This is a genomic window from Roseomonas sp. E05 (assembly GCF_030063475.1).
In the GTDB taxonomy this organism is placed as follows: domain Bacteria; phylum Pseudomonadota; class Alphaproteobacteria; order Acetobacterales; family Acetobacteraceae; genus Pseudoroseomonas.
The window spans coordinates 418,444-433,350 of record NZ_JASIRT010000001.1; the positions used below are offsets into that span (position 1 = coordinate 418,444).

The following is a 14,907-nucleotide window of genomic DNA, read 5'->3' on the forward strand; positions in this document are numbered from 1 at the left end:
GAGGTTTTTCATTCAAACGTTTTTGAATGACCCGGAAAAACCCTTATTTTTTGTGCCGTAGATGCCATTCTGATAGATGGGTGGCCAGTCCCCATGGCCCATCCCGACCATTCCCTCCAGGAATGTACCCCCCCGGCGCCCGGTCACCCCCCTGACCGGGCGCCTCCATTTCCGGGCTGCGCAACCTCTGGCACCCGGCGAGGTTAAGTCCTATCCCTCCCCGCCATGCCCACGCTCCGCATCGTCACCTGGAACATCAACTCCGTCCGCCTGCGCCTGCCGCTCCTGGCGGATCTCGTCCGTGATCTGGCACCCGACGTGATCTGCCTGCAGGAGACGAAGTGCCCGGACGACCTGTTCCCCCATGACGGCATTGCCGCCCTCGGCTTCCCGCACCGCGCCCAGCGCGGCATGAAGGGCTATAATGGGGTTGCCATCCTCTCCCGTATCCCGCTCGCGGTGCGGGAGGGCGACCCAAACTGGTGCGAGAAGGGCGATTGCCGCCACCTCGGCGTGACGCTGGACGTGCCCGGCGGGCTGGAGCTGCACAATTTCTACGTTCCCGCCGGCGGCGACATGCCCGACCGCGCGGCGAACCCGAAATTCGCCCACAAGCTTGACTTCGTGGCGGAGGCCGCGGCCTGGGAGCGGGCGCGCGGCGGCGCCCGCCGCGCGGTGATGCTGGGTGATCTCAACATCGCGCCGCTGGAGCATGACGTCTGGAGCCACCGGCAGATGCTCGGCGTGGTCTCCCACACACCGGTGGAAGTGGAGGCGCTGAACGCCTGGCAGCAGGCCGGCGCCTGGCACGATGCACTCCGCCACTTCGTGCCGCCGGCGGAGAAGCTCTACACATGGTGGTCCTATCGCGCGAAGGACTGGGCCGCCGCGAACCGCGGCCGCCGGCTGGACCACATCTGGGTGAGCCAGGATCTGGCGGGCGCGCTGAGCGGCTGGAACGTGCTCAAAGCAGCGCGGGGTTGGACACAGGCCAGCGACCATGTGCCCGTGATGGCAGAGATAACGCTTTGATAGCCGGGAGTTGAAGGGCGGCTTTCGCCGGCCTGGAACAGAATTCCCTTCTGTCTCGGGCAGCCCAAAAAGGTTGAATTTCGCCCGTGAGTTGAATTTTCTTACGGCGGGCGCCCGGCGCGGTATATTCTGCCGCGGTGCACAACGGCACTGGCTTTTCCAATTGTTTTTGCAACGCAGCACGGCCGCCGCGGCTTGCTTGTCGGGGCTTCCAGCAACAAGGGATCCATGATGGCGCGTTTCCTGGTCACGGGCGGAGCCGGCTATGTCGGCAGCCATGTCGTGCTCGCCTTGCAAGAGCGGGGCGATGAGGTCGTGGTGGTGGACGACCTGCGCCAGGGACATCGCGGCGCCGTGCCTGCGGAGGTGGAACTGGTGGTTGCCGATGTCGCTGACCGCCGCGCGCTGTCCGAGGTCTTCGCCGGCTGGCGGTTCGACGGGGTGCTGCACTTCGCCGCCCTTTCCCTGGTGGGCGAGAGCATGCGGGACCCGCTGCGCTATCTTTCCGAGAACCTCAGCAACACGCTGGCCGTCGCGGATGCGGCGGTGAAGGCGGGCTGCAAGCGTTTCGTGCTCTCCTCCACCGCCGCCCTGTTCGGCAACCCGGAAACCACGCCGATCGACGAGGCGGCGCGGCTGGCCCCCACCTCCGCCTATGGCGAATCGAAGCGCATGGCCGAGGCCGGCCTGGAATGGGCGGACAAGGTGCACGGGCTGCGCTCGGCCGCGCTGCGCTACTTCAACGCCGCCGGCGCCGACCCGCAAGGCCGCCTCGGCGAGGATCACAGCCCCGAAACCCACCTGATCCCCCTGGCGATCAACGCCGCCCTGGGCCTGGGGCCGGAGCTGACGGTCTTCGGCACCGACTACCCGACCCCCGACGGCACCTGCATCCGCGATTACGTGCATGTGACCGACCTCGCCGACGCCCATCTGCGGGTGCTGGACGGGCTGAAGGACGGGCCGAGCGTCCGCTACAATGTGGGCAATGGCCAGGGCCACTCGGTGCGCCAGGTGCTCGATGCGGTGGAGCGCGTGTCCGGGCGCCCGGTGCCGCACAGCATCGGACCGCGCCGCGCCGGCGACCCGGCGGTGCTGGTGGCCTCCAACGAGCGGCTGCGGCGGGAGACCGGCTGGACCCCGCGCTATGCGGCGCTGGATGACATCGTCCGCACCGCCTGGGCGTGGCGCGAGGCGCATCCGCGCGGCTACGGCGACCGGCGCCAAGGCCCGGCGGCGCAGGCGGCCTGAGCGCCGCCTGAAGGACGAAGTGGCGGCCCCCGCGTGCCGCCACCCTTGGCAAGCCGCGACGCGACCGCACCTGTCCTACCAACCCGACAGGTGTTCGCAGAGCCGGCATGACCCTTCCCCTGACCGCCCCCGCCCTTCGCCGCACCCGGCGCCATGTCATCGTCATCGGCGCCGGGCCGGGGGGGCTGGCTGCCGCCATGCTGCTGGCGGCCCGTGGCCTGCGCGTCACCGTGCTGGAGAAGGACGGCGTGGTGGGCGGCCGCAGCCGCACCCTGGCGACGCCCGAGGGCTACCGCTTCGATCTCGGCCCAACCTTCTTCCTCTATCCCCGCATCCTCGAGGAGATCTTCGCCAGTTGCGGCGCCTCCCTGCGCGCGGAGGTGGCGCTGACGCGGCTTGATCCGCAGTACCGCCTGGTCTTCGGCGGCGGCGCCGGCCCGGTGCTGGACGCGACGCCGGACCTCGGCCGGATGGAGGCCGAGATCGCCAAGCTGGACCCGGCCGACGCGCGCAACCTCCGCCCCTTCATGGCCCGCAACCGGACCAAGCTGGAGGCCTTCCGCCCGGTGCTGGAGCGCGGCTTCTCCTCCGCCGCCGACCTCCTCGCGCCCGACATGCTGAAGGCTCTGCCGCATCTGCGGCCGCACCTCTCGGTGGAGGGGGAACTGCGGCGCTTCTTCCGCGACCCGCGCACGCGGCTGCTCTTCTCCTTCCAGACCAAGTATCTGGGAATGAGCCCGTTCCGCTGCCCCAGCCTGTTCACCATCCTCTCCTTCCTCGAATACGAGCACGGCGTGTTCCACCCGCAGGGCGGCTGCGGCGCGGTGGCGGCGGCCATGGCGCGCGTGGCGGAACGGATGGGCGCCGAGATCCGCCTCAACGCACCGGTGGAGCGCATCGCCTTCGCCGGCCGCCGCGCTGTCGGGGTGGAGCTGGGCGACCGCTTCCTCCCCGCCGACGCGGTGGTGATGAACGCCGACTTCGCCCATGCCGCGCCGAAGCTGATCCCGGATGCGCTGCGCCGCCGCTGGTCGGACAAGCGCATCGCCGGCGCGCGCTATTCCTGCTCCACCTTCATGCTCTATCTCGGCGTGGAGGGGCGCTTCCCGCAGCTCGCGCATCACACCGTGCTGCTGGCCGAGAACTACCGACGCAATCTGAGCGAGATCGAGACCGGGCTGCTGCCCGCCGAACCGTCCTTCTACCTGCACAACCCCGTCGCCACCGACCCCTCCATGGCGCCGGAGGGGCACAGCAGCCTCTATCTGCTGGTGCCGGTGGGCAACCTGCGCGGCACCACCGACTGGCGCGCCACCGCCCCCGCCTTCCGCGCCGAGGCGCTGCGACGGCTGGCGCAGCTCGGCCTGCCCGACATCGAATCGCGCATCCGCTACGAGCGCATGGTGACGCCCGCCGACTGGCAGGAGAGCTTCGCCGTCGGCTTCGGCGCCACCTTCAACCTGGCGCACGACCTGGGGCAGATGCTGAACTTCCGCCCCGGCAACCGCTTCGGCGGCACGGAAGGGCTCTACCTCGTGGGCGGCGGCACGCATCCCGGCAGTGGGCTGCCGGTGATCTATGAGAGCGCACGGATCAGCAGCAACCTGCTGCTGCGCGACCTCGGGCTGGAGGGCATCGAAACCGCCTTGCCCGGATTGGGCCCATCGCCCCAGCCCGGCCGGAAGAAGGAGAGGGTCGCATGAGCGCGTCGCATGTGGTGGTGATCGGCGGCGGCCTCGGGGGCCTCGCCGCGGCGGCAGTGGCGGCGGCGCGCGGCCATCGCGTCACGCTGTTCGACAAGAACCCGTGGCTCGGCGGCAAGGCGGCGGTGCTGAACCTTCCCGCCGGGCCCGCAGGCTCGAACAGCGGCTTCCGCTTCGACATGGGCCCCACCATCCTGACCATGCCGCGCGTGCTGCGCCGCATCTTCGCCGAGGCCGGGCGCGACCAGCAGGCCGAGTTGCCGCTGATCCGGCTCGACCCGCAATGGCGCTGCTTCTTCGAGGATGGCACGCGGATCGACCTGATGCAGGACGTGCCGAAGATGGCTGCGGCGATGGACCGCTTCGCTCCCGATGGGGGGAAAGGGAGCAACGGCGCGGGCTACCGCCGCTTCCAGGATGTGGCGCGCAAGCTGCACGACGTCTCGGAGAAGTTCTTCTTCTGGAAGCCGGTGGAGGGCATCGGCGACACGATGAACTTCCGCGCCAATCTCGACCCCAACACCATGCGCGACGTGCTGGCGCTGCGCATGGGGCAGACGGTGGCCAAGGTCATTCGCGGCCATGTGCCGGATGCGCGGCTGGCGCAGATGCTCGACCACTACACGCAGTATGTCGGCTCCTCGCCCTATCTGGCGCCGGCCGTGCTCTGCGGCATCGGCGACATGCAGGCGGCCGAGGGCATCTGGTACCCGAAGGGCGGCACCCGCGCGGTGGCCGAGGGGCTGGCAAAGCTCGCCGCCGATCTCGGGGCCGACCTGCGCCCCGGAGTCGAGGTGACGGGGCTGGAGATCGAGAACGGCGCCGTCCGCGCGGTGAAGGCCGGCGGAGAGCGCATCGCCTGCGATGCCGTGGTCTCGAACATGGATGCCATCCGCACCTATGGCGAACTGGTCGGCGGCGCCCCGGCGCGGAAGTACAGCCGCCGGAAATACGAGCCGGCCTGCTCGGGCGTGGTGCTCTATCTCGGCCTGAACCGGCGCTACGAGCATCTGGCGCATCACGATTTCGTCTTCTCGCGGGACGCCGAGGAGGAGTTCGACGCTATCTACAAGAAGGGCGTCCCGGCGCCGGACCCGACCGCCTACCTCGCCGCCCCCGCCGCCACCGACCCGACCGTCGCGCCCGAGGGCGGCGAGGCGCTCTATGTTCTCGTGCACACGCCGCATCTCCGCCCCGGGCAGGACTGGCCGAAGATGCTGCCCGCCTATCGCCGCACCATCCTGGACAAGCTGAAGCGCACGGCGGGGATGGAGGACATCGAGGAGCGCATCGTGGTGGAGCGGCACCTGACGCCGCCGGACATCCACGAGCGCTACAAGGTGCTGGACGGCGCCATCTACGGGCTCGCCAGCCACGGGCGCTTCACCGGCGCCTTCAAGCCGGGCAACCGCTCGCGCGCGGTGAAGGGGCTCTACCTCGCCGGCGGGGCGGCGCATCCCGGGCCGGGCATGCCGATGGTGATGATGTCCGGCTGGATCGCCGCCGACGCGCTGGACCATGATCTCGGCGGGCGCGGCATGGGCGCCGAGGCTGAGCGGGCCGGGCAGCGGGAGGCGGCGCTGGCGGCGGAATGATGATGTGCCGGAGTCCCGCCTTGTCCCCTCCGCCCCTCCTTTCACGGATGGCGGGGCCCGGGGTGGCACTGTCACCCCGGCGGGAGGGGTTTGGGGAGGGCGGCGCCCTCCCCAGGCGCTAAGCTAGGGCATCATGGATCCACGCGCCGCCTATTCGCCCTCTCACCTCGCCTTCTACGACTTCATGTTCAGCCGCTTCTTCCGCCGCCACATGCGGGCGCTGCGGGTGGCGGAATGGGGTATGCCGGAGGTGCCGGAGGGGGTGCCGCTGGTGGTCTTCGCCAACCATCCCTCCTGGTGGGACGGCGTGGCCTTCATGCTGCTCTCGCGCCGGCTGTTCCCGGGCCGGCGCATGTTCATCCCGATGGAGGCGGCGGCCCTGGCGCGTTACCGCTTCATGCTCCGCCTCGGCGTCTTCGGGGTGGACACGTCCGGCCCGCGCGGCGCGGCGGCCTTCCTGCGCGCCGCCCGGCAGGTGCTGGCGCCGGAGCACGACGACATGCTCTGGATGAACGCGCCCGGCCGCTTCGCCGACGCCCGCGAGCGCCCGGTGCCGATCGCCCCCGGCCTGACACGCTTGGCGGAGCTGGCGCCGCAGGCGTGTTTCGTTCCGCTGGCGCTGGAGTATCCTTTCTGGACGGAGCGCAAGGCGGAGATGCTGGCCGCCTTCGGCCCGCCCTTGCGCGGCGCCGCGTTGCAGGCCATGCCGCGCGAGGCCCGGGCCGAGGCGCTCGCCACGGCGCTGGCCGGCGTGATGGACCGCCTCGCCGGAGAGGCCATCCGCCGGGAGCCCGCGCGGTTCCGGGTGGTGGAGCAGGGAAAGGAAGGCATGGGCGGAATCTATGATCGCTGGCGGCATCTGCGGGCCAGGCTGGCCGGCCGCCGCTTCGATCCCCGCCACGAGGCGCGCGAATGAGGCGGGCCGGCGAAGCCGGGAGGCCTGTGCCGTGAGCCTCCTGGGCGATCTCCTTCCCTGGGGAGCGCTGGCACTGGCCACCCTGCCTGTGGCGCTGGGGACGAACAACCTGCGCCGCCTGCCACGGGCGCGCGGCAGGCCACCCGAGCCGACGCTGGTCTCCATCCTGATCCCGGCGCGCGACGAGGCCGCCAATATCGAGCCCTGCCTGCGCGCCGCCCTGGCCAGCCGCGACGTGTCCGTCGAGGTGGTGGTGATGGATGACGGCAGCCGCGACGGCACGGGCGCCATCGTCGCCGCGCTGGCGGCGGAGGACGAGCGGCTTGGCCTGCTCACCGCCCCGCCCCTGCCGCCGGGCTGGACAGGCAAGGTGCATGCCTGCGCGCGCCTTGCCGGGGCCGCGCGCGGCACCCACCTGCTGTTCATCGACGCCGATGTCCGGCTGCAGCCCCATGCGGCCGCCGCCATGGCCGCCCATGCCGAGGACCACGAGCTGGCGCTCGTCACCGGCGTGCCGAAGCAGGTGCTGGGCAGCCTGGGCGAAGGGCTGACGGTGCCGGCCATCAATTTCCTCATGCTGGGCTATCTGCCCGGCGGTGGCCGGGCCGAGACACGCCAGCCCTCCCTCGCCGCCGCCTGCGGCCAGCTCATGCTGGTGGAGGCCAATGCCTATCGGCGGACCGGCGGCCACGCGGCCGCGCCCGGCATCCTGCACGAGGGCCTCGCCCTGGCCCGTCGCCTGCGGGAACAGGGCTTCCGTACCGAGGTGGTGGATGGCAGCCGGCTCGCCATCTGCCGCATGTATTCCGGCTTCCGCGAGGCCTGGGCCGGCTTCGTGAAGAATGCCCGCGAAGGCATGGCGACGCCGCGCGGCCTGCCGGTCTGGACCCTGCTGCTCGGCGGCGGCCATCTGCTGCCCTGGCTGCTGCTGCCGCATCCGGCGGCGGTGCTGGCGGTGCTGCTCTCGCTGGGGCTGCGCGGCGCGATCACCTGGCGGATGCGGGAGCGCTGGTGGAGCGTGCCGCTGCACCCCGCCACGGTGGCGGTGGCGCTGGCGATCCAGTGGACGGCGCTGCTCGGCGGCTTTCTGGGCGCCCGGCCGGCCTGGAAGGGCCGAGCCTATGGCGACTCGCGGAGGGGCCCGGCATGAGCGCGGCGGACCCCATCCTGCCGCCCGGCGAGGTGCTGGCCGGCCCGCCGACGCGCGGCCCCGAGTCCGAGAACTTCCCGGTGGCCTCCTGGCTGCTCGCCCCCGCCCAGCGCGGCAAGGTGCTGGCCTTCTACGGCTTCGTCCGCGCCGCCGACGACATCGCCGACCACCCCGCGCTTTCCTCCGCCGAGAAGCTGGCCCGGCTCGGCCGGCTGGAGGCGGCGCTGGACGATCCCGCCAGCGCGATCGCCGTCGCCCGTGCGCTGCGGGAGAGCGGCGCGGGGCTGGTGGAGGCGCGCCAGATGCTGATCGCCTTCCGGCAGGATGCCGTGCAGTCGCGCTACGCCGACTGGGCGGCGCTGGAAGGCTACTGCGCCAATTCCGCCGTGCCGGTCGGCCGCCTGCTGCTGCGCCTGCACGGCGAGGCGGACGCCGAGGCCCTGGTGGCGGCCGACGCGCTCTGCACCGCGCTGCAGATCCTGAACCATCTGCAGGACGCCGCCGAGGACCGCGCCAAGCTGGACCGCGTCTATCTGCCGCAGGACTGGCTCGCGCTGGCCGGTGGCGAGGCGCGCTTCTTCGCCGATCCCGCCGCCCGCGCGCCGCTGCTGGAGACGGCGCTGGACCGCGTCGAGGCGCTGCTGGAGCGGGCCGCCAGCCTGCCGCGCCGCCTGCGCAGCCGCCGCATGGCGCTGGAATCCGCGGTGACGCTGGATCTGGCGCGTCGCCTCCTGGCGCGGCTGCGCGGGGCGGACCCGGTGGCGCGACGCGTCGCCCTGGCCCGCACCGATTTCGCCGGCGCCCTGCTGGCCGCCCCCCGGCGCGGCGGGCCGGATGCCGCGGTGGTGCGGGCACGGGTGCTGCGGGCGCGCTCCTCCTTCGCGCGCGGCATGGCGGCGCTGCGGGGCGAGCGTCGCCGGGCGCTCTACGCCGTCTATGCCTTCTGCCGGGCGGTGGACGATATCGCCGACGGCACCATGCCCGAGGCCGAGAAGCGCCGCACCCTCGCGGCGTGGCGGCGCAAGCTGGATGCGCCGGACTGCGCCCTCTCGCGCGAGCTGGCCTGGGCGCGGGCGGAATTCAGCCTGCCGCGCAGCGAATGCGAGGCGATGATCGCCGGCATGGAGGCCGATGCCGGGCCTTCACGCCGCATCGCCGACGAGCCGGCGCTGGAGGCCTATTGCCGGCAGGTGGCGGGCAGCGTGGGAGCGCTGGCGGTGCGCATCTTCGGCGCCCCGGAAGCGGAACCCTTCGGCCTGGCGCTCGGCCATGCCTTCCAGCTCGTGAACGTGCTGCGCGACATCGACGAGGACGCGTCCCGGAACCGTATCTACCTGCCGCAGGACTGGCTGGCAGCGGAAGGGCTGGCAGCGGAAGGGCTGGCGGAGCTGCCGGCGGCGGCGCTCGTCACCGACCCAAGGCTGGCGCGGGTTGCGGAACGGCTGGCCGAGCGGGCGGAGGCGGCGTTCGCGGCCGCGCAGGCCTTGCCGCCGCCGCACTGCCACGCCGCGCTGAAGCCCGCGCGCATCATGCTGCAGGGCTATGCGCTGCTGTTGGCGAAGATGCGGCGGCAGGGCTTCCGGCCGCCCCGGCAGCGGGTCCGGCTGAGCCGGAGCGAGAAGCTGCGGCTGCTCTGGCGAGGCGCCTCGTGAGGAAGCAAGGCTGGGGGAATGAATTCCCCCAGGCCCCCTTCTTTTTTCTGTCGGTTTCCCGTGTGGGTGACGCGCGCAGCGCCAAGCTGACAGGAAGAAGAGGGGTCAAACCTGCAGGTTGGACCGGGGGGATTCTTTCCCCCGGCCTTTTCGCGCCATGAGCGATCCCGCCGCCGCCCTGGCCGCCCTGCGCGCCGAGGAAACCCGCCTCGCCCTGCGCGAGCGGCGGGCCTTGTTGGCCTCGCTCGCGCGCGGCGTGGTCCGCCGGGCCGAGGATTTCGTCGCGGCGGCGGATGCCGACTATGGCGGCCGCTCGGCGGTGGAGACGCTGCTGGCGGACGTGCTGCTGGTGGCGCAGGCGGCACGCCGGGCACGGCGCTGGCTGTGGTGGTGGACGCGCCCGCGGCCGGTGCTGGCCCCCTTCCCCTTCCAGCCCAGCCTGGCCTGGATGGAACCGGTACCGAAGGGCGTGGTGGGCGTGATGGCGCCCTGGAACTACCCGATCCAGCTCGGGCTCTGGCCGCTGGCGGAGGCGCTGGCCGCCGGCAACCGCGTGGCGCTGAAGCCGAGCGAGCACACCCCGCGCACCGCCGCCCTGCTGGCCGAAGTGGTCGGCGATGCGCTCGGCCCATCGGTGGCCCGCGTCGTGACCGGCGACGCCGCCGTGGCCGCCGACTTCGCCGCGCAACCCTGGGACCATCTGGTCTTCACCGGCGGCACGGAAACCGGGCGGGCGGTGATGCGGGCCGCCGCCGGGAACCTGACGCCGCTCACCCTGGAGCTGGGCGGTAAGTGCCCGGCCCTCGTGCTGCCGGGGGCGGATCTGCGGCGGGCGGCACAGGCCATCCTGGCGGGCAAGGCGGTGAATGCCGGGCAGACCTGCGTGGCGCCCGACACCGTGCTGCTGGTCGGCCACAGCACGGAAGCCTTCGCCGCCGCCTGCCGAGCCTGCGCCCCGCCGGTGGACAGCGCCGTGCTGCCCCGGCAACAGGCGCGGCAGGCGGCGCTGGCGGAGGGGGGCGAGCGGCTGCCCGGCGGCATCATTCTGGTGGAGGACCGGGAGGATGGCGAGATCTTCGGCCCTTCCCTTGCGGTGCGGGCGGTGGAGGACCTGGCGGCAGCGATCGGCTGGGTGCGGGCACGGCCGGCCCCGCTGGCGATCTACCTGTTCGGCGCCCGCCGTGCGGAGGCGGCGGGAGTGGCGGCGCAGACCCGCGCCGGCGCGCTGGTGGAGGACCGCTGCGTCGAGCACGCCGCCTTCACCCCCCTGCCCTTCGGCGGCGTCGGCGCCTCGGGCTTCGGGCGCTACCACGGCTTCGCGGGTTTCGCCGCCTTCAGCGACTGGCGCGCCCGGGTGCGGCACGGACCCTTCGCGCTTTCCCGCCTGCTGGACCCGCCACGCAGCGGGAAGGCCACGCAACTGGCCCGCCGCCTGGTGCGCTGAGCAAGGGCCCGCCGCTCGCATTCCAGTGAGCCCTGCACCGCGCACATGACAGGGAAGCCATGCGCCCTTCCGTGCTGCACCCGCGAAAAACGCAACACTTAGGTAAGGATTGGCTGCCTATATTCTTCTTCGCAGCCGCAGCATTGCGGCGGACCTAAAGGATCAAGGGGTTTACCCATGTCCGCTTTTCTCTTTGTCACTGTTGTCGCCGCCCTGGTTGGGGGTGGACTGTTTGCCCGCTCGGTCATCGAGCGTGACATGCCGGAGTTCGGCCGCTTCCATCTGGCGGACTGAGCCGGCCGCGGCCACCAGCCGCGCAGCGCACCATGCCACCCGGCCAGGGGCCGGGCGGCGCTGGTGCGGACGGCGGGTTTCGAACCCGCACTCCCCGAGGGGAAGCAGATTTTAAGTCTGCTGCGTCTACCGTTTCGCCACGTCCGCGCCGCCAGCCTCTCCTGCCACAGCGGCAGGGCGGGCAAAAGGGTCAGCCGGCTTCCGCCGCGATCCGGCGGCAGTGATTCAACGCCGCCTCGATCAGGTTGTCGCTCGCCTCCGGCGTGCGGAAGGCCGAATGCGCCGAGAGCGTGACGTTCGGCAGCGTCGTCAGCGGGTGATCCGCCGGCAGCGGCTCCACATTGAACACGTCCAGCGCGGCATGGGCCAGCCGCCCCTCGCGCAGCGCCGCGATCATCGCCGCCTCATCCACCACCGCGCCGCGCGCGGTGTTCACCAGGATGGCCGAGGACTTCATCTTCGCCAGCCGCTCGGCCGAGAGGAAGCCGCGCGTCTCGTCGTTCAGCAGCAGGTGGACGGAGAGCACATCGCTTTCCGCCAGCAGCCGGTCCAGCGCGACGAACTCCACGCCCTCGGCGGATTTCGGTGAGCGGTTCCAGGCCAGCACCTTCATCCCCGCGCCGCGGCAGAGCCGTGCCATCTCGCCGGCGATCCCGCCATAGCCGAGCAGTCCGACCGTCTTTCCGGTCAGTTCCACGCCATCGGTGCGCACCCAGTTGCCGGCGCGCATCTCGCGGTCCATGCGGGCGATGCCCTTGGCGGCCGTCCACATCAGGGTGAAGGCCATCTCGGCCACGGCGGTGTCGCCATAGCCCTTGATGATGTGGACCTGGATGCCGCATTCGGCCGCCAGTTCCTCCGGATTCATGTAGGACCGCGCGCCGGTGCCGAGGAAGACGACGTGCTTCAGGCTGGGGATCCGCTTCGCGATGGCGGTGGGCAGCGCCGTGTGGTCGATGATGGCGATGCCATGCCCCGCCAGGTGGCCGGGCAGCTCATCCGGCGTCACGTCGGGCTGGACATTGACGGTGACGGGCAGGTCATCCTGCCGCCGCAGCCGCTGCATCACCTTCGCCAGTGCTTCCCCGGCATCCACGAAATTGGCGCGCATGAATTCCCTCCTCCGATCGAGCCGGCATGGTAGCGGGCGGAGGCGGTTCGTCCAGGGTGGGCCGCCGCGGGGGAAGTAGCTGCCGAGCACCCTGCTGAGGCTCGCCCCGGCACCTGCGTTCACCAGGGCGGCCCGCAGCAGGTTGTGCGGCGCAATCACCCGCCCGCAGGCGACATGGCCACGCTCCCGGCGCTGCTGCCACACCCGGCCGGCGGCCGCCTCGTGCCGGAGCGCCGGCCCCATGCAACTTCGCGCGCCGCACAGGTTTCCTTCCTGCGCATGCAACTCTCCGGGCCGCTCGCGATGAAGACCATGGAAGGCGTCGTGACCATCGTGCAGGAAGGGCGCTTCCAGCTCACCGATGATGGCGGTGTCTCGCACCTCTTTCTTCTCAGCCACGATGCCGCTCTGGAACCGGAGCAGCTTCCGCCGCTGCAGCACCGGCAGGCGCGGGTGCGCGTGCATTACACGGCGGCAAGGAACCTGATCGCCCTCGTCGCGCATTCGCTGGAACGCGCCGACATGCCGGCTGCCTGAGGAGATCCGCCATGGACATGCACCCTCGCGCCTCGGAAGAGCCGCAGTCCCGCCTCGACAAGGTGATCCCGAACGAAGCCGAGCTGACCGCGGGTGTGCGCATCGAGCCCGGAAAGTCCTACGGCTTCTTCACCGACACCACGCTCTGCATCGGCTGCAAGGCCTGCGAGGTGGCCTGCAAGGAATGGAACAACCTGCCGGCCGACAATGTCGGCATCACCGGGCATAGCTACGACAATACCGGCGCGCTCTCGGCCAATTCCTGGCGGCATGTGAACTTCATCGAGCAGGCGGGCGCCTGCGGCGTACGCGAGAACGCGCAGTCGCCCTTCCAGAGCGGCTGGCTGATGATGAGCGACGTGTGCAAGCACTGCCACAACGCGCCCTGTCTCGAAGCCTGCCCGACCGGCGCGCTGTTCCGCACCGAGTTCGACACCGTCGTGGTGCAGCAGGACATCTGCAATGGCTGCGGCTACTGCGTGCCCGCCTGCCCCTTCGGCGTCGTCGATCTCAGCGAGCTGGACGGCAAGGCCCACAAGTGCACTCTCTGTTACGACCGGCTGAAGGGCGGCCTGGAGCCGGCCTGCGCCAAGTCCTGCCCGACCGACAGCATCCAGTTCGGCGAGCTGGAGGAGTTGCAGGAACGCGCGGAAAAGCGCGTCGCGCAGTTGCATGAGCTGGGCGCCGGCAATGCCTATCTCTACGGTGCGCCGGGCAGCCCGGGCGCGACCGGTGACCTCGGCCACCTCAACGCCTTCTTCCTGCTGACCGAGCGGCCGGAAACCTACAATCTTCCGACCGCCCCCACGCGCGCCGCCAACCGCGTGCCATCCAGCCTGGGCGCCGGACTTACCGCCGTGGCCGGGCTGGCGCTCGCCGCCTTCGCCATCTTTTCCGGCCGCGACTGAGGAGAGCCCCGATGTCCGAGCGCCTCGCCACCGAACTTGGCCCGCAGGACCCGCCGGCCCCGCCCCGCAGCGCCTCGCAGGCCTCGGCGCCGGGCCAGAGCGCGCAGTGGGACGGCCCGACCTATTACGGCCGCCCCCAGCTCAAGGCGGCGCCCTTCAACAACTGGGTGGTCGGCGGCTACATCTTCCTCGGCGGGCTCGCGGGCGCGGCGGCGCTGCTCGGCGCCGTGGCCGACCGCACGCGCGGCCCGGAGGCGGCACCCACCGTGCGACGCGGGCGCGCCCTCTCCATGCTGGCGCCGACCCTCGGCGCGGGGCTGCTGATCTACGACCTCCACACGCCACAGCGCTTCTACAACATGCTGCGCGTCGCCAAGCCCACCTCGCCGATGTCCATCGGCACCTGGATCCTGATGAGCTTCAGCGCCTTCTCGATGCTGGGCACGGCGGCCTCGGCCGCGTCGCGCTGGCTGCCGCGCCTCCCCTTCCTGCGCCGCACCGCGCGCGCCGCCCAGATCCCCGCGGCCGTGACGGGGGCGGGCATGACGACCTACACCGCCGCCCTGCTCTCCGCGACCTCCACGCCGCTCTGGGCGGCCGCGCCGCAGAGCATGGCGGTGCGCTTCGGCAGTTCCTCCCTCGCGGCCGGCGCGGCGGCGCTGTCCATGGGCGATACCGGGCGGGTGGGGCGCGCGCTGGACAAGGTGGCGCTGCTGGCCCTCGCGGCGGATCTTGCCGCCACCTGCGTCTCGCACAACACCTACCGGAAGACCGGCGTCGCGCCGGCGCTCGAAGGCGAGTGGGGCAAGCTGGAGAAACTGGGCGCAACCGGCCTGGGCACGCTGCTGCCGATGGGGCTCTACACCGCCTCGCTGGCGCGCGGGCGCTCGCCGGCGCTGTCCACCCTGGCCGGCCTCGCCACACTGGCCGGCAGCGCCATGCTGCGCGTCTCCATCATGGCGGCGGGCGATGAATCGGCGAACCGGCCGGATGTCAGCTTCCGCTTCACCCGGCCGCAGAACCTGCCGAAGCGGCGTTCGCGCTGGTTCCGGCGGTAGAAAGGCCGGGGGAATGAATTCCCCCAGACCCCCTTCTTCTTTCTTCGGGTTTCCCGCACAGGCGGGAAGCGCGGTCCCAAACTGGCAAAAAGAAGATGGGTCAAACCTGCAGGTTTGAGCGGGGGAATTCATTCCCCCAGTCCTTTTTCTGCTGGCGGAGGCGGATGGGAATCGAACCCACCACCCGCTCTGAACGGGCCACTGGTTTTGAAGACCAGGAGGGCCACCAGACCCCGATCGCCTCCATCCCTTTCCC

At 71.5% G+C, this 14,907-nt stretch carries 12 protein-coding genes and 2 tRNA genes; 11 read left to right on the forward strand and 3 right to left on the reverse strand.

Features of this window, described 5'->3' with window-relative positions; all coding sequences use genetic code 11:
• Nucleotides 1–225: 225 nt before the first annotated feature.
• From QMO56_RS02025 to QMO56_RS02060, 8 genes are all read left to right on the forward strand, one after another.
• Nucleotides 226–1,032 (forward strand): exodeoxyribonuclease III, encoded by an 807-nt coding sequence (locus QMO56_RS02025; RefSeq protein WP_283523355.1) that lies wholly within the window; start codon nt 226–228, stop codon nt 1,030–1,032.
• A gap of 231 nt (nt 1,033–1,263) precedes the next feature.
• Nucleotides 1,264–2,283, forward strand: a complete 1,020-nt coding sequence (gene galE, locus QMO56_RS02030) for a UDP-glucose 4-epimerase GalE (RefSeq protein WP_283523446.1) — start codon at nt 1,264–1,266, stop codon at nt 2,281–2,283.
• 107 nt (nt 2,284–2,390) lie between these two features.
• A complete protein-coding gene (gene crtI / locus QMO56_RS02035) occupies nt 2,391–3,986 on the forward strand; it encodes a phytoene desaturase family protein (RefSeq protein ID WP_283523356.1) in 1,596 nt (531 codons plus the stop codon).
• A complete protein-coding gene (locus QMO56_RS02040; protein WP_283523357.1) occupies nt 3,983–5,581 on the forward strand; it encodes an NAD(P)/FAD-dependent oxidoreductase in 1,599 nt (532 codons plus the stop codon). The genes crtI and QMO56_RS02040 overlap by 4 nt, the downstream gene beginning before the upstream one ends.
• A 133-nt stretch (nt 5,582–5,714) precedes the next feature.
• Nucleotides 5,715–6,497 (forward strand): lysophospholipid acyltransferase family protein, encoded by a 783-nt coding sequence (locus tag QMO56_RS02045; RefSeq protein WP_283523358.1) that lies wholly within the window; start codon nt 5,715–5,717, stop codon nt 6,495–6,497.
• 31 nt (nt 6,498–6,528) lie between these two features.
• On the forward strand, nt 6,529–7,647 hold the full coding sequence (locus QMO56_RS02050; protein WP_283523359.1) for a glycosyltransferase family 2 protein: 1,119 nt from the start codon (nt 6,529–6,531) through the stop codon (nt 7,645–7,647).
• Nucleotides 7,644–9,299 (forward strand): squalene/phytoene synthase family protein, encoded by a 1,656-nt coding sequence (locus tag QMO56_RS02055; RefSeq protein ID WP_283523360.1) that lies wholly within the window; start codon nt 7,644–7,646, stop codon nt 9,297–9,299. Before QMO56_RS02050 ends, QMO56_RS02055 begins: the two co-directional genes overlap by 4 nt.
• Before the next feature lie 157 nt (nt 9,300–9,456).
• On the forward strand, nt 9,457–10,743 hold the full coding sequence (locus QMO56_RS02060) for an aldehyde dehydrogenase family protein (RefSeq protein WP_283523361.1): 1,287 nt from the start codon (nt 9,457–9,459) through the stop codon (nt 10,741–10,743).
• Nucleotides 10,744–11,098: 355 nt separating this feature from the next.
• Here QMO56_RS02060 and QMO56_RS02065 read toward each other — a convergent pair.
• Together QMO56_RS02065 and QMO56_RS02070 are read right to left on the reverse strand one after the other, a co-directional pair.
• Nucleotides 11,099–11,184 (reverse strand) — tRNA-Leu (locus QMO56_RS02065).
• A 43-nt stretch (nt 11,185–11,227) separates the two neighbouring features.
• A complete protein-coding gene (locus QMO56_RS02070; protein WP_283523362.1) occupies nt 11,228–12,148 on the reverse strand; it encodes an NAD(P)-dependent oxidoreductase in 921 nt (306 codons plus the stop codon).
• 174 nt (nt 12,149–12,322) lie between these two features.
• Here QMO56_RS02070 and QMO56_RS02075 point away from each other — a divergent pair, with 174 nt between their 5' ends.
• The 3 genes from QMO56_RS02075 to nrfD are packed head-to-tail and all read left to right on the forward strand — an operon-like array spanning nt 12,323 to nt 14,651.
• Nucleotides 12,323–12,685, forward strand: a complete 363-nt coding sequence (locus QMO56_RS02075; protein WP_283523363.1) for a hypothetical protein — start codon at nt 12,323–12,325, stop codon at nt 12,683–12,685.
• Between the two features lie 11 nt (nt 12,686–12,696).
• Complete coding sequence (locus tag QMO56_RS02080) at nt 12,697–13,593, forward strand: 4Fe-4S dicluster domain-containing protein (RefSeq protein WP_283523364.1); 897 nt, start codon at nt 12,697–12,699, stop codon at nt 13,591–13,593.
• An 11-nt stretch (nt 13,594–13,604) separates the two neighbouring features.
• Nucleotides 13,605–14,651 (forward strand): NrfD/PsrC family molybdoenzyme membrane anchor subunit, encoded by a 1,047-nt coding sequence (gene nrfD, locus QMO56_RS02085; protein ID WP_283523365.1) that lies wholly within the window; start codon nt 13,605–13,607, stop codon nt 14,649–14,651.
• A gap of 152 nt (nt 14,652–14,803) precedes the next feature.
• Here the strand turns inward: nrfD and QMO56_RS02090 are convergent.
• Nucleotides 14,804–14,896 (reverse strand) — tRNA-Sec (locus tag QMO56_RS02090).
• Nucleotides 14,897–14,907: the final 11 nt, after the last annotated feature.

What these genes read in the sequence shown, in the direction of transcription:
- QMO56_RS02025 (WP_283523355.1), top strand. Translation starts at nt 226, where the DNA reads ATGCCCACGCTCCGCATCGTCACCTGGAACATCAACTCCGTCCGCCTG.
- galE (WP_283523446.1), top strand. Translation starts at nt 1,264, where the DNA reads ATGGCGCGTTTCCTGGTCACGGGCGGAGCCGGCTATGTCGGCAGCCAT.
- crtI (WP_283523356.1), top strand. Translation starts at nt 2,391, where the DNA reads ATGACCCTTCCCCTGACCGCCCCCGCCCTTCGCCGCACCCGGCGCCAT.
- QMO56_RS02040 (WP_283523357.1), top strand. Translation starts at nt 3,983, where the DNA reads ATGAGCGCGTCGCATGTGGTGGTGATCGGCGGCGGCCTCGGGGGCCTC.
- QMO56_RS02045 (WP_283523358.1), top strand. Translation starts at nt 5,715, where the DNA reads ATGGATCCACGCGCCGCCTATTCGCCCTCTCACCTCGCCTTCTACGAC.
- QMO56_RS02055 (WP_283523360.1), top strand. Translation starts at nt 7,644, where the DNA reads ATGAGCGCGGCGGACCCCATCCTGCCGCCCGGCGAGGTGCTGGCCGGC.
- QMO56_RS02060 (WP_283523361.1), top strand. Translation starts at nt 9,457, where the DNA reads ATGAGCGATCCCGCCGCCGCCCTGGCCGCCCTGCGCGCCGAGGAAACC.
- QMO56_RS02070 (WP_283523362.1), bottom strand. Translation starts at nt 12,148, where the DNA reads ATGCGCGCCAATTTCGTGGATGCCGGGGAAGCACTGGCGAAGGTGATG.
- QMO56_RS02075 (WP_283523363.1), top strand. Translation starts at nt 12,323, where the DNA reads ATGGCCACGCTCCCGGCGCTGCTGCCACACCCGGCCGGCGGCCGCCTC.
- QMO56_RS02080 (WP_283523364.1), top strand. Translation starts at nt 12,697, where the DNA reads ATGGACATGCACCCTCGCGCCTCGGAAGAGCCGCAGTCCCGCCTCGAC.
- nrfD (WP_283523365.1), top strand. Translation starts at nt 13,605, where the DNA reads ATGTCCGAGCGCCTCGCCACCGAACTTGGCCCGCAGGACCCGCCGGCC.